At 60.5% G+C, this 22,393-nt stretch carries 22 protein-coding genes and 1 tRNA gene; 22 read left to right on the plus strand and 1 reads right to left on the minus strand.

Features of this window, described 5'->3' with window-relative positions; genetic code table 11:
* Positions 1–193 precede the first annotated feature (193 nt).
* The 9 genes from uvrB to tsaD all read left to right on the plus strand — a co-directional run bounded on the left by uvrB (position 194) and on the right by tsaD (position 8,991).
* Positions 194–2,296, plus strand: coding sequence for an excinuclease ABC subunit UvrB (gene uvrB / locus LNV07_RS12860; protein ID WP_263571557.1), 2,103 nt, complete (start codon positions 194–196; stop codon positions 2,294–2,296).
* 163 nt (positions 2,297–2,459) lie between these two features.
* Positions 2,460–2,993, plus strand: a complete 534-nt coding sequence (locus LNV07_RS12865; protein WP_263571558.1) for a Fe-S cluster assembly transcription factor — start codon at positions 2,460–2,462, stop codon at positions 2,991–2,993.
* A gap of 26 nt (positions 2,994–3,019) precedes the next feature.
* Complete coding sequence (locus LNV07_RS12870; protein WP_263571559.1) at positions 3,020–4,240, plus strand: IscS subfamily cysteine desulfurase; 1,221 nt, start codon at positions 3,020–3,022, stop codon at positions 4,238–4,240.
* Between the two features lie 118 nt (positions 4,241–4,358).
* A complete protein-coding gene (gene iscU / locus LNV07_RS12875; RefSeq protein ID WP_263571560.1) occupies positions 4,359–4,772 on the plus strand; it encodes a Fe-S cluster assembly scaffold IscU in 414 nt (137 codons plus the stop codon).
* A gap of 15 nt (positions 4,773–4,787) precedes the next feature.
* Positions 4,788–5,111 carry an iron-sulfur cluster assembly protein IscA gene (gene iscA / locus LNV07_RS12880; protein ID WP_263535162.1) on the plus strand — a complete coding sequence of 108 codons (324 nt, stop codon included), beginning with the start codon at positions 4,788–4,790 and terminating at the stop codon, positions 5,109–5,111.
* 96 nt (positions 5,112–5,207) lie between these two features.
* Positions 5,208–5,726 carry a Fe-S protein assembly co-chaperone HscB gene (hscB, locus tag LNV07_RS12885; RefSeq protein ID WP_263571561.1) on the plus strand — a complete coding sequence of 173 codons (519 nt, stop codon included), beginning with the start codon at positions 5,208–5,210 and terminating at the stop codon, positions 5,724–5,726.
* A 2-nt stretch (positions 5,727–5,728) separates the two neighbouring features.
* A complete protein-coding gene (gene hscA, locus LNV07_RS12890) occupies positions 5,729–7,585 on the plus strand; it encodes a Fe-S protein assembly chaperone HscA (protein WP_263571562.1) in 1,857 nt (618 codons plus the stop codon).
* 21 nt (positions 7,586–7,606) lie between these two features.
* On the plus strand, positions 7,607–7,945 hold the full coding sequence (gene fdx, locus LNV07_RS12895) for an ISC system 2Fe-2S type ferredoxin (protein WP_263571563.1): 339 nt from the start codon (positions 7,607–7,609) through the stop codon (positions 7,943–7,945).
* A gap of 5 nt (positions 7,946–7,950) precedes the next feature.
* Positions 7,951–8,991 carry a tRNA (adenosine(37)-N6)-threonylcarbamoyltransferase complex transferase subunit TsaD gene (tsaD, locus tag LNV07_RS12900; protein WP_263571564.1) on the plus strand — a complete coding sequence of 347 codons (1,041 nt, stop codon included), beginning with the start codon at positions 7,951–7,953 and terminating at the stop codon, positions 8,989–8,991.
* Between the two features lie 17 nt (positions 8,992–9,008).
* On the opposite strand, the gene LNV07_RS12905 is transcribed toward tsaD, so the two are convergent.
* Entirely contained in the window at positions 9,009–9,437 is a 429-nt protein-coding gene (locus tag LNV07_RS12905; RefSeq protein ID WP_263571565.1) for an Hsp20/alpha crystallin family protein, read from the minus strand.
* 431 nt (positions 9,438–9,868) lie between these two features.
* Between LNV07_RS12905 and rpsO the strand changes: the two genes are divergently transcribed.
* The 13 genes from rpsO to nuoG all read left to right on the plus strand — a co-directional run bounded on the left by rpsO (position 9,869) and on the right by nuoG (position 22,381).
* Positions 9,869–10,138 (plus strand): 30S ribosomal protein S15, encoded by a 270-nt coding sequence (rpsO, locus tag LNV07_RS12910; protein WP_263571566.1) that lies wholly within the window; start codon positions 9,869–9,871, stop codon positions 10,136–10,138.
* Positions 10,139–10,419: 281 nt separating this feature from the next.
* Entirely contained in the window at positions 10,420–12,549 is a 2,130-nt protein-coding gene (pnp, locus tag LNV07_RS12915; RefSeq protein ID WP_263571567.1) for a polyribonucleotide nucleotidyltransferase, read from the plus strand.
* Between the two features lie 28 nt (positions 12,550–12,577).
* Entirely contained in the window at positions 12,578–13,567 is a 990-nt protein-coding gene (locus LNV07_RS12920; protein WP_263571568.1) for an NAD(P)H-quinone oxidoreductase, read from the plus strand.
* Between the two features lie 14 nt (positions 13,568–13,581).
* Positions 13,582–14,322 carry a triose-phosphate isomerase gene (tpiA, locus tag LNV07_RS12925; RefSeq protein WP_263571569.1) on the plus strand — a complete coding sequence of 247 codons (741 nt, stop codon included), beginning with the start codon at positions 13,582–13,584 and terminating at the stop codon, positions 14,320–14,322.
* A 63-nt stretch (positions 14,323–14,385) separates the two neighbouring features.
* The gene (gene secG, locus LNV07_RS12930) at positions 14,386–14,760 is read left to right on the plus strand and encodes a preprotein translocase subunit SecG (protein ID WP_263571570.1); all 375 of its coding nucleotides are present in this window, start codon (positions 14,386–14,388) and stop codon (positions 14,758–14,760) included.
* 139 nt (positions 14,761–14,899) lie between these two features.
* A tRNA-Leu gene (locus LNV07_RS12935) sits at positions 14,900–14,984 on the plus strand.
* Between the two features lie 226 nt (positions 14,985–15,210).
* Complete coding sequence (locus tag LNV07_RS12940; RefSeq protein WP_263571571.1) at positions 15,211–15,570, plus strand: NADH-quinone oxidoreductase subunit A; 360 nt, start codon at positions 15,211–15,213, stop codon at positions 15,568–15,570.
* 132 nt (positions 15,571–15,702) lie between these two features.
* Positions 15,703–16,179, plus strand: a complete 477-nt coding sequence (locus LNV07_RS12945) for a NuoB/complex I 20 kDa subunit family protein (protein WP_046113908.1) — start codon at positions 15,703–15,705, stop codon at positions 16,177–16,179.
* Between the two features lie 16 nt (positions 16,180–16,195).
* Positions 16,196–16,789, plus strand: coding sequence for an NADH-quinone oxidoreductase subunit C (locus LNV07_RS12950; protein WP_263571572.1), 594 nt, complete (start codon positions 16,196–16,198; stop codon positions 16,787–16,789).
* A 90-nt stretch (positions 16,790–16,879) separates the two neighbouring features.
* A complete protein-coding gene (locus tag LNV07_RS12955) occupies positions 16,880–18,133 on the plus strand; it encodes an NADH-quinone oxidoreductase subunit D (protein ID WP_263571573.1) in 1,254 nt (417 codons plus the stop codon).
* Between the two features lie 8 nt (positions 18,134–18,141).
* A complete protein-coding gene (locus LNV07_RS12960) occupies positions 18,142–18,669 on the plus strand; it encodes an NADH-quinone oxidoreductase subunit NuoE family protein (RefSeq protein WP_397545566.1) in 528 nt (175 codons plus the stop codon).
* Positions 18,670–18,685: 16 nt separating this feature from the next.
* Positions 18,686–20,038, plus strand: coding sequence for an NADH-quinone oxidoreductase subunit NuoF (gene nuoF, locus LNV07_RS12965; RefSeq protein WP_263571574.1), 1,353 nt, complete (start codon positions 18,686–18,688; stop codon positions 20,036–20,038).
* A gap of 18 nt (positions 20,039–20,056) precedes the next feature.
* Positions 20,057–22,381: an NADH-quinone oxidoreductase subunit NuoG gene (nuoG, locus tag LNV07_RS12970; RefSeq protein ID WP_263571575.1), complete on the plus strand. Its 2,325-nt coding sequence runs from the start codon at positions 20,057–20,059 to the stop codon at positions 22,379–22,381.
* Positions 22,382–22,393 lie beyond the last annotated feature (12 nt).

Here is a 22,393-nt window from a genome sequence, read left to right on the forward strand (position 1 = left end):
CTGCAGCGCAATTATGGCGAAGGTCAGGGTCCGACTTCGCTCAAATAACCCTGTAAAGATGCGGTTGCTGACAGCACGGTGGCAGTAGCAAGAGCCAAGCCTGTCGACGCCTTGGCCGCGTCTGCGCTAATCTGTCGGGTTGCGCAGATCGCTTTTTCAAGGCGGATTGGCGCCAAATTCCAGGGAATACCCGATGCAAGATTCAGATCGCCTCATAGACAAAAAAGACGCTCAAGTGGATGCGCCGGACGACGCGCCCAAAGGGGAGTTCGTGTCTTTCGAGGGCTCGCCTTTTCAGTTGTTCCAGCCTTTTCCGCCTGCGGGCGACCAACCGGCGGCCATCGACAAGCTGGTCGAGGGCATCAATGACGGCCTGAGTTTTCAGACCTTGCTGGGTGTGACCGGCTCGGGCAAGACCTTCACGATGGCCAATGTGATTGCTCGGCTGGGCCGCCCGGCCATCATCTTTGCGCCCAACAAGACCTTGGCGGCGCAGTTGTATGGCGAGTTCCGCGATTTCTTCCCGAACAATGCGGTCGAGTATTTCGTCAGCTATTACGACTACTACCAGCCCGAGGCCTATGTGCCGCAGCGCGACCTGTTCATCGAGAAGGACAGCGCGATCAATGAGCATATCGAGCAGCTGCGCCTGTCCGCCACCAAGAGCTTGATGGAGCGGCGCGATGTGGTGATCGTCGCCTCGGTGTCGGCAATTTACGGTATCGGCAACCCGGTCGACTATCACCAGATGGTGATGACGCTGCGCAGCGGCGACAAGATGGGTCAGCGCGATGTGATCGCGCAGCTGATCCGTATGCAGTACACCCGCAACGAAGTTGAATTCAGCCGCGGCGCCTTCCGGGTACGCGGCGACACCATCGATGTGTTCCCGGCCGAGCATTCGGAGCTGGCGCTGCGCATCGAGCTGTTCGACGATGAGGTCGAAACCTTGCAGCTCTTTGATCCGCTGACCGGCAAGATCCGCCAGAGAATCCCGCGCTTCACCGTCTACCCGAGCAGTCATTACGTGACGCCGCGCGAGCGCGTGTTGGCCGCGATGGACGGCATCAAGGAAGAGCTGCGCGAGCGCTTGGGGCAGTTCATCAAGGACGGCAAATTGGTCGAGGCGCAACGCCTGGAGCAGCGCACCCGCTTCGATCTGGAAATGCTCAACGAGGTTGGGCACTGCAAGGGCATCGAGAACTACACCCGCCATATCTCGGGCGCCGAGCCCGGCGAAGCGCCGCCGACCTTGGTCGACTATCTGGCCAAAGACGCGCTGATGTTTCTGGACGAAAGCCATGTGCTGATCGGCCAGTTCGGTGGTATGTATAACGGCGACCGGGCGCGCAAATCGACCTTGGTCGAATATGGCTTTCGCCTGCCCTCGGCGCTGGACAACCGGCCGCTCAAGTTCGCCGAGTTCGAGCGCAAGATGCGCCAGGCGGTGTTCGTGTCGGCGACGCCGGCCGCCTACGAGCAGGAGAATTCGGGGCAGGTGGTGGAGCAGGTGGTGCGCCCGACCGGCCTGGTTGACCCCTTGGTCGAGGTGCGTCCGGCGACCCATCAGGTCGACGATGTGCTGCAGGAAATCCGCGAGCGGGTCGAGCTGAGCGAACGGGTCTTGATCACCACGCTGACCAAGCGCATGGCCGAGCAGCTGACCGATTACTTGAGCGACAACGGCTGCAAGGTGCGCTATTTGCACTCGGACGTTGATACGGTCGAGCGGGTGGAAATTCTGCGGGATTTGCGCCTGGGCGTGTTTGATGTGCTGGTCGGCATCAACTTGCTGCGGGAAGGCCTGGACATCCCCGAGGTGTCATTGGTGGCGATCCTGGATGCCGACAAGGAAGGCTTTTTGCGTTCCGAGCGCAGCTTGATCCAGACCATTGGCCGGGCGGCGCGCAATCTCCGCGGCAAGGCGATTCTGTACGCCGACCGCATCACCGAGTCGATGAAGAAGGCAATCGGCGAAACCGAACGCCGGCGCACCAAGCAGTTGGCCTTCAACGAGGCTAACGGCATCATTCCGCGCAGCATCAACAAGCGCATCAAGGACATGATTGACGGCGTCTACTCCGAGAAGAGCGGGCGCGACGATCAGAAGTTGCTGCAGGTGGCCGCCGTTGAACAAATGAGCGAGAAGGATCTCAGCAAACGCATGGGGCTGCTTGAGAAGCAGATGCTTGAGCATGCGCGCAATCTCGAGTTCGAGAAGGCAGCACGCGTGCGTGATCAGTTAGCGCAGCTGCGCGAGCAGGCCTTTGGCGCGGTCGTGCATGACCATTTATAGCCCCTCAGGCGCTCGATTTTTTGCCCTCGCCAGCAAGCTTGGTAATAATTGAGTAAAATAGTCGGAATTGATCCAGGGTAAACCCGTTTACGCGGAATCACCTTGGATGGGGCGCTGTGATGGCGCCGCCGATTCATGCTCATGTGGGCCCAAAGGAGAGTTTATGCGTCTCACCACCAAAGGTCGTTTTGCCGTCACCGCGATGATTGATTTGGCCTTGCGTGAAAACGGTGGGCCGGTTGCGCTGGCCGCGATCAGCCAGCGTCAGCAGATTTCGCTCTCGTACCTGGAGCAGCTGTTTGGCAAGCTGCGTCGGCATGAGCTGGTTGAAAGCACGCGCGGCCCGGGCGGCGGCTACTCGCTGGGCCGTAAGTCCAGCGAAATCACCGTCGCCGACATCATCGTTGCGGTGGACGAACCTATCGACGCGACCGGCTGCGGTGGGCATGAGAACTGCATGGGCGAAAATACCGGCCGCTGCATCACGCATGAGCTGTGGACCAGCCTGAACGCCAAGATGATCGAGTATCTGGACTCGGTCTCGCTGCGCAAGCTGGTCGAGGATCAATTGGCCAAGGGCGTGACGATCGAAGAGTCGCCGCTGAAGCGAGCGATTTCGTCGCAGCCGGTGCTCAAGCCCATCCGCATCACGGCACCCAATTCGGTCTTTGCCCTGGGCAATACCTTCAACAAATAAGCCTCATTGAACAAGCAATATTGAACATGGACATGACCCCACATTTCCCCATTTATCTGGACTACGGTGCCACGACGCCGGTTGACCCGCGCGTTGTCAGCGCCATGGTGCCTTGGCTGAGTGAGCATTTCGGCAACCCCGCCTCGCGCAGCCATGCCTGGGGCTGGGAGGCCGAAGCGATTGTCGAGAAGTCGCGTGAAGAGGTGGCGGCGCTGATTGGCGCCGACCCTCGCGAAATCGTCTGGACCTCGGGGGCCACCGAGTCGATCAATTTGGCGATCAAGGGTGCGGCGCAGTTCTACAAGACTCGCGGCAAGCACATCATCACCCTGAAGACCGAGCACAAGGCGGTCCTGGACACCTGCCGCGAACTGGAGCGCCAGGGTTTCGAGGTGACCTACCTCGATGTTGAAGCGAATGGCTTGCTCGACCTGGGTCGATTCAAGGCGGCGATTCGCCCCGACACCATCCTTGCTTCGGTGCTGTTTGTCAGCAATGAAATCGGCGTGATTCAAGACATCCCGGCGATCGGCGCACTCTGCCGCGAGCACGGCATCATCTTTCACGTCGATGCCGCTCAGGCAACCGGTAAGGTCGCGATCAATCTGGCCGAGTTGCCGGTCGACTTGATGAGCCTGGCCTCGCACAAGACCTATGGTCCCAAGGGCATTGGTGCCTTGTATGTGCGCCGCAAGCCGCGCATTCGCTTGGAAGCGCAGATGCACGGCGGCGGGCAAGAACGCGGTATGCGTTCGGGCACGCTGGCCACGCATCAGATCGTCGGCATGGCCACCGCCTTCCGGCTGGCGGGCGAAGAGATGGCGGTCGAGGGCGAGCGCATCCGCATGCTGCACAAGCGCTTGCTGGACGGTTTGAGCGATATCGAACAGGTCTTCGTCAATGGCGATCTGGAGCGCCGCGTACCGCATAACCTGAACATCTCCTTCAATTATGTGGAGGGCGAATCGCTGATCATGGGCGTCAAGGGCTTGGCGGTGTCGTCCGGTTCGGCCTGCACCTCGGCCAGCCTGGAGCCCAGCTATGTCTTGCGCGCCTTGGGCCGCAGCGATGAGTTGGCGCATTCCTCGCTGCGCATGACGATTGGCCGCTTCACTACCGTCGAAGAGATTGATTATGCGATCTCGACGCTGCGGGACCGGGTCGCCAAGTTGCGTGAGTTGTCGCCGCTGTGGGATATGTACAAAGACGGCATCGACATCAGCACGATTCAGTGGGCGGCACATTGACCCCCCGGCTGCGGGGTACCGCAGCCACCCCCCGAGGGGGTGCGGGACCGCTTGGGGCGGCCCGGCGCTGGCTCCGCTTGGGGCTGGTTTAACGAATATTTGAAATCAGGAGAACACCATGGCTTACAGCGATAAGGTCGTTGATCACTACGAAAACCCCCGCAATGTCGGCGCCTTTGAAAAGGGCGATGACTCCGTCGGCACCGGCATGGTCGGAGCACCCGCCTGCGGCGACGTGATGAAGCTGCAGATCAAGGTCAACCCGGCCACCGGTTTGATCGAGGACGCCAAATTCAAGACCTATGGCTGCGGCTCCGCGATTGCATCGAGCTCGCTGGTGACCGAATGGGTCAAGGGCAAGTCACTCGACCAGGCTTTGGACATCAAAAACACCCAGATCGCCGAAGAACTGGCGCTGCCGCCGGTGAAAATTCATTGCTCCATCCTGGCCGAAGACGCCATCAAGGCGGCGGTCGATGACTACCGCGCCAAGCATGCTTCGTCAGCGCCTGCCGCTCAAGCAGCGCAGTAATCGAGGGTTGCCCGCATGTCCGTGACGATGACCGAAGCAGCCGCGCGCCATGTGACGCGCTACATCACCAAGCGTGGCCGGGGCGTTGGCGTGCGTCTGGGCGTCAAGACGACCGGTTGCTCGGGCTTGGCCTACAAACTGGAATATGCCGATGAAGTGGCGCCCGAGGACATCGTCTTCGAGGGCCATGGCATCAAGATCCTGATTGACCCCAAAAGCCTGCCTTATCTGGAAGGCACCGAGCTGGACTTTGTACGCGAAGGCCTGAACGAGGGCTTCAAGTTCCGCAATCCACGCGAGAAAGACCGCTGCGGTTGTGGCGAGTCTTTCCGCGTGTAAAGTCCTGCACCGTTGATGTCGGGCGCGGCTGCTTGCCGCGCCTTTTTTTCTTGACGCCGAAGACGCAAGAACCTTTGACCGCCAGTACCGTAGCCGATGAAACTTGACGACGACGATTTCAGCCTGTTTGGCTTGCCGCAGCGGCAGGCCCAAACGCGTGCCGAGATTGATGCCCGCTGGAAAGACTTGCAGGCACAGGTCCATCCGGACAAATTTGCGACCCAGGGCGCGGCCGCTCAGCGCATTGCGATGCAATGGGCGGTGCGCGTCAATGAAGCGCACCAGCGCCTGCGTGATCCGCTCAAGCGTGCGGCCTATCTGTGCGAGTTGCGCGGCGCGCCCCTGCGCTTGAACGAGAACACCCGCATGCCGACGGCATTTTTGATGGAACAAATGGCATGGCGTGAGGCTTTGGATGAAGCCGGCGGCGCCGCCGAGGTGCAGCAGCTGGATGACGAGTTGGCGCAGCGCGAAAACGAATTGCTGGCCGAGGTGCAGCTTTTATTGGATGAGCAGGGCCGCACCGAAGCGGCCGCCGAGCAGGTCAGGGCGCTGATGTTCATCGCCAAGTTCCGCTCCGATATCGACCGGCGCTTGGACGCCCTAGGACAATAACAATGGCTTTGTTGCAAATCTCCGAACCCGGGCAGTCGCCCAACCCGCATCAGCGCCGCATTGCCGTGGGCATTGATCTGGGGACCACGCATTCGCTGGTGGCGGCCGTGCGCAGCGGCGTGGCCGAATGCCTGCCGGATGAGCAGGGTCAGGTCATCCTGCCTTCGGCCGTGCGTTACCTTGAAGATGGACGGCGCCAGATCGGTGCAGCCGCGCTGGCTGCGCAGGCCGAAGATCCGCTCAACACCATCGTTTCGGTCAAGCGTTTGATGGGTCGTGCTTTTGCCGACATTGCCAACCGCGAGCATCTACCTTATCAGTTCGAGGACACGCCGGGCATGGTGTCGCTGCAGACCCGCGACGGCGCGAAGTCGCCGGTCGAGGTGTCGGCAGAGATCCTGGCAACGCTCAGATTCAGGGCCGAGGACAGCTTTGCCGAAGACGTGTTCGGCGCGGTCATCACCGTGCCGGCCTATTTTGACGACGCGCAGCGCCAGGCGACCAAGGACGCGGCCCAACTTGCCGGCCTGAACGTGCTGCGCCTGATCAATGAGCCCACGGCCGCCGCGATTGCCTATGGTCTGGACAATGCCAGCGAAGGTCTTTACGCTGTCTACGACCTGGGCGGCGGCACCTTTGACATCTCCTTGTTGCGTCTGAGTCGCGGGGTCTTTGAGGTCGTTGCGACTGGCGGCGATGCGGCCCTGGGCGGCGATGATTTTGACCGTCAATTGGCTGAATGGGCGCTGCAGCAAGCCGGGCTCGGCGCCAACACCGCGCATGACAAACGGGCGATTCTGGTGGCGGCGCGGGCGGCCAAAGAAGCGCTGTCCGGCGCCGACAGCGTGTTCTTGCGGGCCCATCTGGACTGCGGCGATTTGAATGTGTTGGTAACGCGCGCCCAGTTCGAGGCCCTGAGCCAGGCCTTGCTTGACCGCACGCTGGCATCGGTGCGGCGGGTCTTGCGCGATGCCAAGGTCAAGCCGGATGAGGTCAACGGTGTGGTGATGGTTGGCGGTTCGACCCGCATGCCTTGCGTGCGCGCGGCCGTCGGCGGCTTGTTCGGCCGCGATGTGCTGACCAATTTGAACCCCGACGAAGTGGTGGCCTTGGGGGCCGCCATCCAAGCCAATCAGTTGGCCGGCAATGCCGCCGACGGCGATATCTTGTTGCTCGACGTGATCCCGCTGTCGCTTGGGCTGGAGACGATGGGCGGCCTGGTCGAACGCATCATCGAGCGCAATGCGACGATTCCGGTCGCGCAGGCGCAGGACTTTACGACCTTCAAAGACGGGCAGACGGCGATGGCCTTGCATGTCTTGCAGGGCGAGCGCGAGTTGGTCAGCGAATGCCGCTCGCTGGCGCGCTTCGAGTTGCGCGGCATTCCGGCGATGGTCGCCGGCGCGGCGCGCATTCGGGTCACTTTTCAGGTCGATGCCGATGGCTTGCTGAGTGTGTCGGCCAAGGAGTTGGGCTCGGGTGTGGAGGCTGCGATCGTCGTCAAGCCGAGCTATGGCCTGAGCGATGAACAGATCGCCGGCATGCTCAAAGACGGCTTTGCCAGTGCCGAGGTCGATATGGCCGCGCGCAAATTGCGGGAGGCGCGTGTCGAGGCCGAGCGCATGACGCTGGCCACGCATTCGGCGCTGGCCGCCGACGCAGACCTGCTCAGCGCCGGCGAACAAGACGAGATCGCCGCCCTCCTGCAAGCCTTGGCGCAAACGGCCGCGGGCGAGGATGCCAACGCCATCGATGCGGCCGTCGAGACGCTGGCCAAGGGCACCGAGGCCTTTGCCGCAGCGCGGATGAATCGCGGTATTCAGCGAGCCCTGACGGGCCGAAACATCGAGCAGCTCTGAACAGAGCGAGCAAGGACAACCATGCCAGTCATCAAAATTCTTCCTCATGCCGAGTATTGCCCGGAGGGCAAGTCGGTGAGCGCACCGTCCGGCACCTCGATTTGCGAGGCCTTGCTGGACAACGGCGTCGCCATTGAGCATGCCTGCGACATGGTCTGCGCCTGCACCACCTGCCATGTGATCGTGCGCGCGGGCATGCGCTCGCTGTCCGAAATGGAGGAGGGCGAGGAAGATATGTTGGACCGCGCCTGGGGACTCGAGCCGGATTCGCGGCTGAGCTGCCAGGCCATCCTGGGCCAGGCGGATGTGACGATCGAGATCCCCAAATATTCGATCAATCACGCCAAAGAAAATCACTGAACGCCATGTTGGTGCTTGGCTTCGAGTCGTCTTGTGACGAAACAGGCGTCGCTTTGATCGATGTGCCGGCCGCCGCGGCGCAGGGTGCTCCGCGCCTGCTGGCGCAAGCCTTGCACAGCCAGATCAGCATGCATCAGGCCTATGGCGGCGTGGTGCCCGAGCTGGCCTCGCGCGACCATATTCGGCGTGTGTTGCCGCTGACGCGCGAGGTGCTAGCGCAGGCCGATGTGCAGCTGGCTGCCGTGGATGTGATCGCCTATACACAAGGGCCGGGTCTTGCCGGCGCCTTGCTGGTGGGCGCCGGTGTGGCGGTGGCCATGGCGGCGGCCTTGGGCAAGCCAACCTTGGGCATCCATCATCTGGAAGGCCATCTGCTGTCGCCGTTCTTGTCGGCGGACGCGCCCGAATTTCCTTTTGTGGCGCTGCTGGTTTCTGGCGGCCACACGCAGCTGATGCGTGTCAATGATGTGGGCAGTTACGAAATGCTCGGCGAGACGATTGACGATGCCGCCGGCGAAGCCTTTGACAAGAGCGCCAAACTGCTGGGCTTGCCCTATCCCGGCGGGCCGCATCTGGCTCGTTTGGCGCTGAGCGGTGACGCCAAGGCCTTTGATTTGCCGCGCCCGATGTTGCGCAGCGGCAAGCCCGACTTCAGCTTTGCGGGATTGAAGACGGCGGTGCTGACGCAGGTCAAGCGCCTGGGCGAAGTGCCGACCGAACAGCAGCGCGCCGACTTGGCCGCCGCCACGCAGGCGGCGATCGTCGAGGTGCTGGTGCGTAAATCACTGCTGGCGCTGAAGGAGACCGGGCTCAAGCGCCTGGTGGTAGCCGGCGGCGTGGGCGCGAACACGATGCTGCGCGAGCACCTGAACGCGGCCTGCGGCAAGCGCGGCATTCGCGTCCATTACCCCGAACTCAGTTTGTGCACCGACAACGGTGCGATGATTGCGATGGCCGCCGCCATGCGTTTGCAGCGCGGCATGGCCGACTTGCATAACGATGGCGGCTTTGCGATCAGGCCGCGCTGGACCTTGGGCAGCGCCTGAGCCCGCTCAGTTGGCGCTCAATTGACAGTCAGGTGGCTGGCGCCGACTGACTGGCGCTTGACCAAGGTCAGCGTCAACACGCCGTTCTCCAATTTCGCATTGGAGTCCGATTGATTGACCTCTGCGGGCAGAACGATGCTGCGAGAGAAGCGCGTCAAGGCCCGCTCGCGGTGCAGCACACGCTCGGCCGCTGTTGACGTTTCGGCCGCAGGCGCCGGCCCGGCCTGCCCCGCATCGATGCTGACGCGGCGGCCCTCGATGGTGATCTTGACGGCCTCCTTGGTGATGCCGGGTAGGTCCAGTTGCAAGATATAGGCTTGATCGGTTTCGCTGACATCCAGCGGCGGGGTGCGCAATGCCACGGCATCGCGCTCGGGTTTGGCCAAAAGACGCTCGATTTGACGCGTGAATTCAGCGGAATGACGGCTCACGGGAATCACAAACATGGCTAGCTCCTGGGGAGGGTTGCATCCAACGCCTTGAGAAGTCAAAGCGCCGCAACCCCCATGGATTCGAAGTTTGGCGCTGAATTGGGCGATTCAAGAGGGCATAAAAATAGAGTTTTTGGGCTCTTGGAAAGCGTTGAACCGGCGCCATTTCGGGGACGCTCGAAAGTGCAAATCAGCGCATCGAAGCCATTGAACGGCCGGATGCATACTTGGGTCTTGAGTCGCTTCTGTTCATGCACTCGTGATCTTGGTCTATAATCAGCGGGTTTTGTTGGTTGGGGCTCGGGCGACTGGGTTTTCGATCGGCGAGCAAAGGCACGGCTCGGGTCGGTTTCACCCGTGACCGCAAGTGAAACAATGGGAACCGTTTGTGCGTCAGGCTCTTTAGCCTTGAATTGCCAGCGGCTTCCGTCATCTAGGAACGCATCATGGCAGTCGAAAGTTTCAACAAAGCAGAAGTCGTTCAATCGAACGCACGCAGCGCCAACGACACAGGTTCGCCTGAAGTTCAAGTCGCGCTGTTGACAGCTCGCATCAACGCGCTGACCCCTCACTTCAAGGCCCATATGAAGGACCACCACGGTCGTCGCGGTCTGCTGAAGATGGTCAATTCGCGCAAGAGCCTGTTGTCCTATCTGAAGTCCAAGGACGCTTCGCGTTACCTCGCCCTGATCCAGAAACTGGGTCTGCGCAAGTAATTTGCGAGTGAGATCAAGGAGCCTGTCTGGGTCTATGTCCAGCACAGGCTCTTTGTCTTTTGAAGATCGTATTTGATTCACTTTGAGTTGAGCTGACGTGGCGCTGCTGTGTCATTCCAATACCTTGCCGTACCGCAGAAGCGGATGCTGGCGATGTTCTGGAATGGCATCCCGCCAAACCCAGACCCACTCTCGGTCAAGTCGCGGCGCCGCAAGCCGCTTCAAAACAGCCAATTTTCGGGTACTTGAGTCCTGCAAACTAGGCCTAGAGGAGAGACACAATGAGTTTGTTCAATAAAGTCACCAAGACCTTCCAATGGGGTCAGCACACCGTCACGATGGAGACCGGCGAAGTAGCTCGTCAGGCCAGCGGTGCCGTGATCGTCAATATCGATGACACCGTGGTGCTCGCCACCGTGGTCGCCAAGACCGATGCCAAGGCCGGCCAGGATTTCTTCCCACTGACCGTTGACTATCTTGAGAAGACCTACGCCGCCGGCAAGATCCCCGGCAGTTTCTTCAAGCGCGAAGGCCGCCCAAGCGAGTTGGAGACCTTGACCAGCCGATTGATCGATCGCCCGATCCGCCCGCTGTTCCCTGAAGGCTTCTACAACGAAGTGCAAGTGGTCGTCCACGTGCTGTCCTTGAATCCTGAAGTTCAGGCCGACATCGCCGCGTTGATCGCCTCGAGCGCCGCTTTGGCCATCTCGGGCATCCCGTTCAATGGCCCGATCGGTGCGGCGCGCGTCGGTTATGTCAATGGCGAATATGTGCTGAACCCGGGCAAGACCCAGTTGGCCAATAGCAAGATGGACCTGGTGGTTGCGGGTACTCAGGCTGCGGTCTTGATGGTTGAGTCCGAGGCCGATGGCCTGAGCGAAGAAATCATGTTGGGCGCCGTGGTGTTCGGTCACCAGCAAGGCAATATCGCGATCGCTGCGATCGACGAGTTGGTGCGCGATGCCGGCAAGCCAAGCTGGAACTGGGTTGCCCCGGCCAAGAACGAGCCGCTGATCGCCAAGGTTGGCGCGCTGGCCGAAGAAGGCCTGGCCGCCGCTTATCAAATCCGCAACAAGCAAGCGCGTACGCAAGCTTGCCGCACCGTGACCGCCAATGTGATGGCCGGTCTGAAGGCTGACGGGGTTGAATTCGACAAGGTCGAGGTCGAAAGCTTGCTGTTCGAGATCGAAGCCCGCATCGTGCGCGGACAGATTCTGGCCGGCGAGCCGCGTATCGACGGGCGCGACACCCGCACCGTGCGTCCGATCGAGATCCGCAATTCGATCCTGCCGCGCACCCATGGCTCGGCCCTGTTTACCCGTGGTGAAACACAGGCGCTGGTGGTGGCAACGCTGGGTACTAACCGTGACGCTCAGCGCATCGACGCGTTGGCCGGTGAGTTTGAAGATACCTTCATGATGCACTACAACATGCCTCCGTTCGCCACCGGCGAAACCGGTCGCGTGGGTAGCCCGAAGCGTCGTGAAATCGGCCATGGCCGTCTCGCCAAGCGCGCGCTGATCGCCGCGCTGCCAAGCAAGGAAGACTTCCCCTACTCGATGCGCGTGGTGTCCGAGATCACAGAGTCGAACGGCTCCTCGTCGATGGCTTCGGTCTGCGGCGGCTGCCTGGCTTTGATGGATGCCGGCGTGCCGATGAAGGCGCATGTGGCAGGCATCGCCATGGGCTTGATCAAGGATGGCAATCGCTTTGCGGTCCTGACCGACATCCTGGGCGATGAAGATCATCTGGGTGACATGGACTTCAAGGTGGCCGGCACGACAGGCGGCATCACGGCGCTGCAGATGGACATCAAGATCCAGGGCATCACCAAGGAAATCATGCAGGTCGCATTGGCGCAGGCCAAGGAAGCGCGTCTGCACATCCTGGGCAAGATGGTCGAGGCCATGGGTGTTGCCAATACCGAGGTGTCGCAGTTCGCGCCACGTCTGTACACAATGAAGATCAATCCGGAAAAAATCCGTGACGTGATCGGCAAGGGCGGCGCCACCATCCGTGCGTTGACCGAAGAAACCGGCACCACCATCGACATCACCGAAGACGGCACGATCACGATCGCGTCGACCGATGCGGAGAAGGCCGAGTACGCGAAGAAGCGCATTCAGGAGATCACCGCCGAAGTCGAAATCGGCAAGATCTACGAAGGCCCGATCACCAAGATCCTGGACTTCGGCGCGCTCGTCAACCTGCTGCCCGGCAAGGACGGCCTGCTGCACATCAGCCAGATCGCACACCAGCGCGTCGAGAAGGTGACCGACTTCCTCAAGGAAGGTCAGATCGTCAAGGTCAAGGTCATGGAGACCGACGAAAAGGGCCGTATCAAACTGTCGATGAAGGTCTTGATCGACCGTGATGCGGCGCCGGTTCAAGTCGTGGGCGAAGCTCAGTAAAAAGCCAGGCAAAGCTCGAGCAGTCGACATGAAAGCTATTCGCATCGCCCAACCGGGCGGCCCGGAAGTGCTGCAAATCGTCGAGCTCCCCGACCCGCAAGCCGGGATGGGGGAGTTGTTGATCGCGGTTGAGGCCTTTGGCATCAACCGACCCGATGTGCTGCAGCGCAAGGGGGCATATCCGCCGCCTGCCGGGGCGAGCGATTTGCCGGGCCTTGAAGTGGCCGGGCGAATTGTTGGCGGCGATCCGCTTGAATTGGCGGCGGCTGGCTTCAAGCTGGGTGATGCCGTTTGTGCCTTGACGCCGGGTGGCGGCTACGCGCAATTCTGCGTGGCACCGATCGGGCATTGCCTGCCGGTTCCGGCCGGTTGGAGCATGCTTGAGGCGGCCAGTCTGCCCGAGACCTTCTTCACCGTTTGGTCGAATGTATTCGAGCGGGCGGCCTTGCAACCAGGCGAAAGCCTGCTGGTGCATGGCGGCAGCAGTGGTATCGGTGTTGCTGCGATTCAGATCGCCAAGGCAATGGGCGCGCGGGTCTTCGTCACGGTCGGTAATGCATCCAAGGCCAAGGCCTGTTTGGCCTTGGGGGCGGATCTGGCCATCGACTACAAAGAGCAGGACTTCGTTGCCGAGGTCAAGCAGGCGACCGATGGCGTCGGTGTCGATGTGATTCTGGATATGGTGGCAGGCGCTTATATCGAGCGCGGTGTTCAGTGTCTTGCCAATGATGGCCGTTTGGTCATCATTGCGGTACAGGGCGGTACCGAGGCCCGCATTGATGCAGGAGCGGTGTTGCGTCGGCGTTTGACGATCAGCGGCTCGACCTTGCGGCCCCGTTCGACCGCCTTCAAGACCAACATCGCTCGGGCGCTGCATCAACGCATCTGGCCTTTGCTTGCTTCGCGAAGCGTGATCAAGCCGGTGATTTATCGCAGCTTTGCTGCCGACCAGATCGCCATGGCGCATGCCTTGATGGAGTCGGGTCAACATGTCGGCAAGATCGTAATGAGTTGGTGAGATTGGAGTTGGCAATGCGCAAGAAACTAGTCGTCGGCAACTGGAAGATGCATGGCAGTCGGGCCGCGAATGCGGCGCTGCTGGGTGCGCTCAGAGAGGCGGGCCCTTGGAGTGCTGATGTGGCGGTCTGTGTGCCTTTCCCCTACTTGGCGGAAACCGCTTTGGCCTTGACCGGTCAAGCGGTGATGTTGGGCGCCCAGGATTGCTCGGCCCACGAGCAAGGCGCCTTTACCGGGGAGGTGTCCTCGGCCATGCTTGCCGATCTGGGCTGCCGTTATGTGCTCGTCGGTCATTCCGAACGGCGGGCTTTCCATCATGAGAGCGATCAATTGGTGGCGGACAAAGCCAAGGCGGCCTTGGCACATGGTGTGACGCCAATTGTTTGTGTCGGCGAGACATTGGCTGAACGCGAGGCGGGGCAGACCGAAGTTGTGGTTAAGCGCCAACTGGCCGCGGTGATTCACACCTTGACGCATTGCATCGGTGAAATTGTCTTGGCCTACGAGCCGGTTTGGGCGATTGGTACGGGTTTGACGGCCAGCCCGGAGCAGGCTCAGGCGGTGCATGCGGTGTTGCGCACGCAATTGCATGCGGCAAGCCAGAAGTCCGCCAGCATGCGAATTCTTTATGGTGGCAGCGTCAAGCCGGACAACGCCGCGCAATTGTTCGCTCAGCCGGATATCGACGGCGGTTTGATCGGTGGCGCAGCACTGAAAGCGGCCGACTTTGCGGCCATTTGCCGCGCCGCGATGTAATTTTTTAACCACAGCTTCGGCCGCGAAGGGCGAAGCTGTCGAAGATTCTTTGGAGTGTTTGAAATGCAATTTTGGATGAATTTGGTGTTGGTACTGCAGTTGCTGAGTGCTTTGGCGATGATAGGTTTGGTCTTGGTTCAGCACGGCAAGGGTGCGGATATGGGGGCGTCTTTTGGCAGTGGGGCCTCGGGTAGCTTGTTCGGCGCCACTGGCAGTTCGAATTTTCTATCGCGCAGCACGGCGGTGTGCGCGACCGTGTTCTTCGTGAGTACCTTGGCAATGGCCTACTTGGCCAATCATCGTTCGGGTGCCGGTAGCAAGGACACCATTCTGGATAAGGCAACGCCAGTGGCTATTGCTGCCTCGGGTGCTGCAGCCATTCCTGGTGCTCCCGTCGCGCCAGTAGCGGCCGCTGCGTCAGATTTGGCTCCGAAGTGATGGTTGTGGCCTCGATCAAAAAATAGATAATTTCTCTCCAGCTTGTCTGGAGGGCTAAATTTTCAGTATAGAATTCGAGGCTGACTAGATAGCAAATCCTCTTGCTGTTAAAAAAAATAGTCGAAGATTCAAAGTATTAGCCGTCGTGGTGAAATTGGTAGACACGCTATCTTGAGGGGGTAGTGGCGAAAGCTGTGCGAGTTCGAGTCTCGCCGACGGCACCAAATCATCGGTTAGTATCTCGGGGTTGGAGCCCTGAGATATTTGCCCTTGAGCATCATCGCAAGCCAAAACCCAAAGTGATTGGGTAAAGCAAGTGGGTCGTGCAAAACGGGCGTAGTTCGTAGGCGAGAAATCGTCGGCGTCGCGCCCGTAGTTTTTTCTTCTGAATTACTTCTGAAACATGGCCGGGGCCTGGAGGCGAACGGCGGTTTTTAAAGAGCGTCACCCATGAACTTGGATCAGTACTTACCCGTCATCCTCTTCATCCTGGTCGGCGCCGGCGTCGGTGTGGCGCCTCAGGTGCTCGGCTTTCTGCTGGGCCCGAATCGGCCCGATGCGGCAAAAAACTCCCCTTATGAATGTGGCTTCGAGGCCTTTGAAGATGCGCGCATGAAATTCGATGTGCGCTATTACCTCGTGGCGATTTTGTTTATTTTGTTTGACCTGGAAATTGCCTTTCTTTTCCCTTGGGCCGTCGCGCTGAAGGAGATTGGCCCGGCTGGTTTCTGGGCGATGATTAGTTTCTTGAGCATTCTGGTTGTGGGCTTTGCCTATGAGTGGATCAAAGGTGCTTTGGACTGGGAGTGATATAAAGCCCCTCGCCCAAGGCTTGCCTTGGATGATCCCTTCGGGGGTGCCGGCCTCGCGGCCGGCAGGCGGGTCGGATTGGTTGTGACCCGACGCTCGGCCTTGATGGCTACAGACGTTTGAAAGCTTGCAATGGGTATCGAAGGCGTTTTGAAAGAGGGCTTTGTCACCACCTCGGTGGACAAGCTGATCAACTGGTCCAAGACCGGTTCCTTGTGGCCGATGACCTTCGGTCTCGCATGCTGTGCGGTGGAAATGATGCATGCGGGCGCGGCCCGTTATGACATCGACCGTTTCGGCATGCTGTTCCGGCCCAGTCCGCGTCAGTCCGATTTGATGATTGTTGCCGGTACGTTGTGCAACAAGATGGCGCCGGCGCTGCGCAAGGTCTACGACCAGATGGCCGAGCCACGCTGGGTGCTCTCGATGGGCTCCTGCGCCAATGGCGGCGGCTACTACCATTACAGCTATTCGGTTGTGCGCGGCTGTGACCGCATCGTTCCGGTTGATGTCTATGTACCCGGCTGCCCGCCGACAGCGGAAGCGCTGCTCTACGGCATCCTGCAATTGCAGGCCAAGATTCGCCGCGAAAACACCATCGCGCGCTGAATGGAATCAAGCACAGATGAGCAAACTTGACACCCTGCAAGCGGCCCTCAAGGCCGTCTTTGGCGACAAAATTCAAAACCTCAAGACCGAGTTTGGTGAGATCACCATTCAGGTCGCGCCGGCGGACTATTTGGCGGTAGCCACGCAACTGCGTGATCACGCCGATCTGCGTTTCGAGCAACTGATTGACCTTTGCGGTCTCGACTACAGCGGATATAAAGATGGCGGCTATAGCGGCGCGCGCTTTGCCGTGTCAACGCATTTACTGTCGGTCAGCAAGAACTGGCGCTTGCGTTTGAAGGTGTTTTGTGCCGAGGATGACTTCCCGCGCGTGGACGCCTTGACGCCGATCTGGAATTCGGCCAACTGGTTCGAGCGCGAAGCCTTCGATCTGTTCGGCATCATCTTTGAAGGCCATGACGACCTGCGTCGAATCCTGACCGACTACGGTTTCATCGGTCACCCGATGCGCAAAGACTTCCCGACCATGGGCAATGTCGAGATGCGCTATGACGCCGAGCAAAAGCGCGTGGTCTACCAGCCGGTGACGATTGAGTCGCGTGAAATCACGCCGCGGATCATCCGCGAAAACAATTACGGCGGAATCTAAAAATGAGCCCCCACACTCGCGGCTTTGCCGCTTCGCTGCCCCCCGAGTGGGCGCTGTCCTCCCTTGGGGCGGCCCTGCGGGAGTCCAATCATGGCTGACATCAAAAACTACACGCTGAACTTCGGTCCCCAGCACCCAGCCGCCCACGGCGTGCTGCGCTTGGTTCTAGAGTTAGACGGCGAAGTCATTCAGCGCGCCGACCCACATATCGGTCTGTTGCACCGCGCCACCGAAAAGCTAGCCGAGAGCAAGACCTATATCCAGTCGCTGCCCTATATGGACCGACTCGACTATGTGTCGATGATGGTCAATGAGCAGGCCTACTGCCTGGCGATCGAGAAGATGCTGGGTGTGGCCGTGCCCGAGCGAGCGCAATACATCCGCGTGATGTTTGCCGAGATCACGCGCTTGCTGAATCACCTGATGTGGTTGGGCGCCCACGGTCTCGACTGCGGCGCGATGAATGTGCTGATTTACGCTTTCCGCGAGCGTGAAGACCTGTTCGATATGTACGAAGCGGTGTCGGGTGCGCGCATGCACGCGGCCTATTTCCGCCCGGGCGGTGTCTACCGTGACCTGCCGGACACGATGCCGCAGTACCGTGTCTCCAAGATCAAGAATGCCAAGACCTTGGCCAAGATGAACGAGAACCGCAGCGGCACGCTGCTGGACTTCATCGAGGATTTCTGCAAGCGTTTCCCCGGCAATATCGATGACTACGAGACCCTGCTGACCGACAACCGGATCTGGAAGCAGCGCACGGTCGGCATCGGCGTTGTGACCCCCGAACGCGCCTTGAACATGGGCTTCACCGGCCCGATGTTGCGCGGCTGCGGCATCCCCTGGGACTTGCGCAAGACCCAACCTTACGACGCCTACGCGAAGTTGGACTTTGATGTGCCGGTCGGCACCGAGGGCGATACCTATGACCGCTATGTGGTGCGGGTTGAAGAGATGCGCCAGAGCAATCGCATCATCCAGCAATGTGTGGCTTGGCTGCGCGCCAACCCCGGCCCGGTGATCACCGACAACCACAAGATTGCTCCGCCTTCACGGGTCGATATGAAGTCGAATATGGAGGAGCTGATCCATCACTTCAAGCTCTTCTCCGAAGGCTTCCATGTGCCCGAGGGTGAAGCTTATGCGGCCGTCGAGCATCCGAAAGGCGAGTTCGGCATCTACATCGTCAGCGACGGCGCCAACAAGCCCTATCGCCTGAAGATTCGGGCACCTGGATTCGCGCATCTGGCTGCGCTGGATGAAATGGCGCGGGGTCATATGTTGGCCGACGCGGTGGCCATCATCGGCACGATGGACATCGTGTTTGGTGAAATCGACCGATGAGTAATTCGATGATGAGCACTGAAGAATACATTCTGAGTGAGGCCACCGCCGCACGCTTTGCGCGTGAGGTCGCCAAGTACCCGGCTGACCAAAAGGTTTCGGCCGTGATGGCCTGCCTGTCCATCGTGCAGGACGAAATCGGCTTTGTGTCACGGGCCAGCGAGGACGTGATCGCGGCCTACCTGAGCATGCCGCCGATTGCCGTTTACGAAGTGACGACCTTCTACAACATGTACAACCAGCGCAAGTTGGGTCAGTTCAAGTTGAACGTCTGCACCAATCTGCCATGCCAGTTGCGCGATGGCCAGAAGGCCCTGAACCACCTGTGCGAGAAGCTCGGCGTGGAAGAAGGCGGCACCACCACCGACGGTCTGTTTACGGTGCAAAAGAGCGAGTGCCTGGGCGCTTGTGCCGACTCGCCGGTGATGCTGGTGAATGACCGGCAGATGTGCAGTTTCATGAGCAATGCCCGGCTTGACGAACTTGTCGATGTGCTCAAGGCGCATGCCGCTGCACAGTCGGCTGTAAAGAACTGAGGAAGAGGAAAGAAGCATGCTGGACCTCTCCAAGTTTCAAAGCCAGGGAACGGAAACCTGTTTCCATGATCGCCATCTCGGCGCGCAAATCTATGACGGCCTGAATGGCAAGAATTGGAGCCTGCAGGACTACGTTGCGCGTGGCGGTTATGCCGCGCTGCGCAAGATCTTGAAAGGCGAGGGCGCTCCCGAAGGCGCGCCGCTGACGCAAGACCAGGTGATTGCCGAGGTCAAAGCCTCCGGTCTGCGTGGTCGCGGCGGCGCGGGCTTCCCGACCGGCCTGAAGTGGAGCTTCATGCCGCGCCAATTTCCGGGTGCCAAGTACCTGGTCTGCAATTCCGACGAGGGCGAGCCCGGTACTTGCAAGGACCGCGACATCTTGATGTTCAACCCGCACATCGTCATCGAAGGCATGGCGATTGCCGCCTTCGCGATGGGCATCAAGACCGGCTACAACTACATCCACGGCGAAATCTTCGAGGTCTATGAGCGCTTCGAGGCTGCGCTTGAAGAGGCCCGCGCGGCCGGCTTCCTGGGTGACAACATCATGGGCTCGGACTTCAGCTTTCAGCTGCACGCCTTCCATGGTTTTGGCGCCTATATCTGCGGCGAAGAAACCGCCTTGCTCGAGTCGCTCGAAGGCAAGAAGGGCCAGCCCCGCTTCAAGCCGCCTTTTCCCGCCAGCTTTGGCCTGTACGGCCGGCCGACCACGATCAACAACACCGAAACCTTCGCGGCGGTGCCTTGGATCATCCGCAACGGTGGCCAGCCCTATCTCGAAATCGGCAAGCCCAACAACGGCGGCACCAAGATCTTCTCGGTCTCCGGTGATGTGGAGAAGCCCGGCAATTACGAGATCCCGCTCGGTACCCCGTTTGCCAAGCTCTTGGAACTGGCCGGTGGCGTGCGCAAGGGGCGCAAGCTCAAGGCGGTGATTCCCGGTGGGTCTTCGTCGCCGGTGTTGACCGCCGACGTGATGATGGACTGCACGATGGACTATGACTCCATCGCCAAGGCCGGCTCGATGCTGGGCTCGGGCGCTGTCATCGTCCTGGATGATTCGCGCTGCATGGTCAAGAGCCTGTTGCGCCTGTCTTACTTCTACGCGCATGAGTCCTGCGGCCAATGCACGCCCTGCCGTGAAGGTACCGGCTGGATGCACCGTGTGGTGGAGCGCATTGCCAATGGCCATGGCAAGCCCGAAGACATCGACTTGCTGAACTCGGTGGCCGACAACATCCAGGGTCGCACGATTTGCGCCTTGGGCGATGCGGCCGCGATGCCGGTGCGCGCGATGATCAAGAATTTCAAAAACGAGTTCGTTCATCTGATCGAACACAAAACGGCTCTGGTGCCGGCCTCTTTTTGAGGCAGGACAGGACAGAACATGATTGAAATCGAACTCGACGGTCAGAAGCTGACGGTTCCGGCCGGCAGCATGGTGATGCATGCGGCCGAGCAAGCCGGCACCTATATTCCCCATTTCTGCTATCACAAGAAGCTCTCCATCGCCGCCAATTGCCGCATGTGCCTGGTCGACGTGGAGAAGGCACCCAAGCCGATGCCGGCCTGCGCAACCCCTGTGACGCAGGGCATGATTATTCGCACCAAGAGCGAGAAGGCGCTGAAGGCACAGCAAGGCGTGATGGAGTTCTTGCTGATCAATCACCCGCTTGATTGCCCGATCTGCGATCAGGGCGGCGAGTGCCAGTTGCAGGACTTGGCGGTCGGCTATGGCGCCGGCAAGTCGCGCTACACCGAAGAAAAACGTGTGGTGTTCCAGAAGAACGTCGGCCCGCTGATCTCGATGCAGGAGATGAGCCGCTGCATCCACTGCACGCGCTGCGTACGCTTCGGCCAAGAGATTGCCGGCGTGATGGAGTTGGGCATGGCGCATCGCGGCGAGCATGCCGAGATTCAGACCTTTGTCGGCCGCACGATCGACTCCGAGTTGTCGGGCAACATGATCGACATTTGCCCGGTCGGCGCGCTCACCAGCAAGCCTTTCCGCTACAGCGCCCGTACCTGGGAATTGTCGCGCCGCAAGAGCATCAGCCCGCATGACAGCACCGGTGCCAATCTGGTCGTGCAGGTCAAGGGCAACCGGGTGATGCGCGTGGTGCCGCTGGAGAACGACGCCGTCAATGAATGCTGGATCGCCGACCGCGACCGCTTCTCCTACGAAGCCTTGAACAGCGATCAACGCCTGACGCAACCGATGATCAAGCAAGGCGGCGCCTGGAAGCAGGTCGACTGGGGCACCGCGCTCGAATATGTGGCGAATGGCTTGAAGCTGATCCGCGCCGAGCATGGTGCGGCCGCCATCGGCGCTTTGGGTTCGGCCCACAGCACCGTCGAAGAATTGCATTTGCTGGCCAAGCTGGTGCGCGGTCTGGGCAGTCAGAACGTCGACTACCGCCTGCGCCACAGCGACTTTGGCAATAGCGCCGCCGCCGGCCAAGCCCATTGGCTGGGCCTGCCGATTGCCGACCTGAGCCAATTGGACCGTGCGCTGGTGGTGGGCTCCTTCTTGCGCAAGGACCATCCGCTGTTCGCGCTGCGCCTGCGTCAGGCGGCTCGCCATGGCGCGCAGATCATGAGCATCCACGCCAGCGAAGACGATTGGCTGATGCCGGTCGCTGCCCGCATCACGGCGGCGCCAAGCAGCTGGTTGCAGGCCTTGGCCGATGTGGCCAGCGCCGTTGCTGCGGCCAATGGCGTCAGCGCCCCGATGGCCGGCAATGCCAGCGAGGCCGCTCAGGCGATCGCCAATGCCTTGCTGTCCGGTCAGCACAAGGCGGTGTTGCTTGGCAATGCCGCCGCGCAACATCCGCAGGCCAGCAGCTTGTTGAGCCTGGCGAACTGGATTGCCGCGCAAACCGGTGCCAGCGTCGGCTATCTGACGGAAGCCGCCAACACGGTCGGCGCGCAGCTGGTTAACGCCTTGCCTCAGCAGGGCGGTTTGAATGCCGCTCAGATGCTGGGCGATGCGGGTTTGAGAGGCTTGCTGCTCTTGAATACCGATCCGGTGCTGGATTCGGCCAACGCGGCCGCCGCGGCCAAGGCGCTGGCCGGCGCGGAAATGGTCGTCGTGATGAGCCCGTTCAAGACCGGTCTCGACTACGCCGATGTCTTGCTGCCGACCGCGCCGTTCACCGAGACCTCGGGGACTTTTGTCAACGCAGAAGGTCTGGCGCAGAGCTTTGTCGGTGTCGTCAAGGCGCTGGGCGACACCCGGCCCGGCTGGAAGATTTTGCGCGTGCTGGGCAATTTGCTGGCGCTTGACGGCTTTGGCCAAGACAGCTCCGAGCAAGTGCGCAGTGAGGCGCTGGGTGTCGATGCCGACCTTGGCGCGCGCTTGAGCAATGCCGGCTCCGCTCAGCTTCAGAGCGCTTCGCCATCCGCCATCGAGCGCTTGGCCGAGTTGCCGATCTATGCGTCCGACCTGTTGGTACGTCATGCGACATCGCTGCAACTGAGCCATGATGCGCGCCAGGCCGCGGTGGCCAGTTTGCCGACGGCTTTGTGGGAACAGTTGGGCTTGAGCGAAGGCAGCTCCGTGCGTATCACCCAAGACGGGGCGGGCGCGGTGCAATTGCCGGCCAAGCTGGATGCGAAGCTGCCGGCCAATGTGCTGCGTGTTCCGAGTGGTTTGCCCGAAACGGCGGCCTTGGGTTCCATCTTTGGCGGCTTGAACGTCAGCAAGGTCTGAGGCGAGAACAGC

The sequence above is a fragment of the Roseateles oligotrophus genome, assembly GCF_025717515.1.
In the GTDB taxonomy this organism is placed as follows: domain Bacteria; phylum Pseudomonadota; class Gammaproteobacteria; order Burkholderiales; family Burkholderiaceae_C; genus Paucibacter_A; species Paucibacter_A oligotrophus.

What these genes read in the sequence shown, in the direction of transcription:
- LNV07_RS12955 (WP_263571573.1), top strand. Translation starts at nt 16,880, where the DNA reads ATGGCTGACATCAAAAACTACACGCTGAACTTCGGTCCCCAGCACCCA.
- LNV07_RS12950 (WP_263571572.1), top strand. Translation starts at nt 16,196, where the DNA reads ATGAGCAAACTTGACACCCTGCAAGCGGCCCTCAAGGCCGTCTTTGGC.
- hscA (WP_263571562.1), top strand. Translation starts at nt 5,729, where the DNA reads ATGGCTTTGTTGCAAATCTCCGAACCCGGGCAGTCGCCCAACCCGCAT.
- iscU (WP_263571560.1), top strand. Translation starts at nt 4,359, where the DNA reads ATGGCTTACAGCGATAAGGTCGTTGATCACTACGAAAACCCCCGCAAT.
- LNV07_RS12905 (WP_263571565.1), bottom strand. Translation starts at nt 9,437, where the DNA reads ATGTTTGTGATTCCCGTGAGCCGTCATTCCGCTGAATTCACGCGTCAA.
- pnp (WP_263571567.1), top strand. Translation starts at nt 10,420, where the DNA reads ATGAGTTTGTTCAATAAAGTCACCAAGACCTTCCAATGGGGTCAGCAC.
- hscB (WP_263571561.1), top strand. Translation starts at nt 5,208, where the DNA reads ATGAAACTTGACGACGACGATTTCAGCCTGTTTGGCTTGCCGCAGCGG.
- LNV07_RS12940 (WP_263571571.1), top strand. Translation starts at nt 15,211, where the DNA reads ATGAACTTGGATCAGTACTTACCCGTCATCCTCTTCATCCTGGTCGGC.
- rpsO (WP_263571566.1), top strand. Translation starts at nt 9,869, where the DNA reads ATGGCAGTCGAAAGTTTCAACAAAGCAGAAGTCGTTCAATCGAACGCA.
- LNV07_RS12920 (WP_263571568.1), top strand. Translation starts at nt 12,578, where the DNA reads ATGAAAGCTATTCGCATCGCCCAACCGGGCGGCCCGGAAGTGCTGCAA.
- nuoF (WP_263571574.1), top strand. Translation starts at nt 18,686, where the DNA reads ATGCTGGACCTCTCCAAGTTTCAAAGCCAGGGAACGGAAACCTGTTTC.
- nuoG (WP_263571575.1), top strand. Translation starts at nt 20,057, where the DNA reads ATGATTGAAATCGAACTCGACGGTCAGAAGCTGACGGTTCCGGCCGGC.
- iscA (WP_263535162.1), top strand. Translation starts at nt 4,788, where the DNA reads ATGTCCGTGACGATGACCGAAGCAGCCGCGCGCCATGTGACGCGCTAC.
- uvrB (WP_263571557.1), top strand. Translation starts at nt 194, where the DNA reads ATGCAAGATTCAGATCGCCTCATAGACAAAAAAGACGCTCAAGTGGAT.
- LNV07_RS12870 (WP_263571559.1), top strand. Translation starts at nt 3,020, where the DNA reads ATGGACATGACCCCACATTTCCCCATTTATCTGGACTACGGTGCCACG.
- tpiA (WP_263571569.1), top strand. Translation starts at nt 13,582, where the DNA reads ATGCGCAAGAAACTAGTCGTCGGCAACTGGAAGATGCATGGCAGTCGG.
- LNV07_RS12945 (WP_046113908.1), top strand. Translation starts at nt 15,703, where the DNA reads ATGGGTATCGAAGGCGTTTTGAAAGAGGGCTTTGTCACCACCTCGGTG.
- secG (WP_263571570.1), top strand. Translation starts at nt 14,386, where the DNA reads ATGCAATTTTGGATGAATTTGGTGTTGGTACTGCAGTTGCTGAGTGCT.
- LNV07_RS12865 (WP_263571558.1), top strand. Translation starts at nt 2,460, where the DNA reads ATGCGTCTCACCACCAAAGGTCGTTTTGCCGTCACCGCGATGATTGAT.
- fdx (WP_263571563.1), top strand. Translation starts at nt 7,607, where the DNA reads ATGCCAGTCATCAAAATTCTTCCTCATGCCGAGTATTGCCCGGAGGGC.
- LNV07_RS12960 (WP_397545566.1), top strand. Translation starts at nt 18,142, where the DNA reads ATGATGAGCACTGAAGAATACATTCTGAGTGAGGCCACCGCCGCACGC.
- tsaD (WP_263571564.1), top strand. Translation starts at nt 7,951, where the DNA reads ATGTTGGTGCTTGGCTTCGAGTCGTCTTGTGACGAAACAGGCGTCGCT.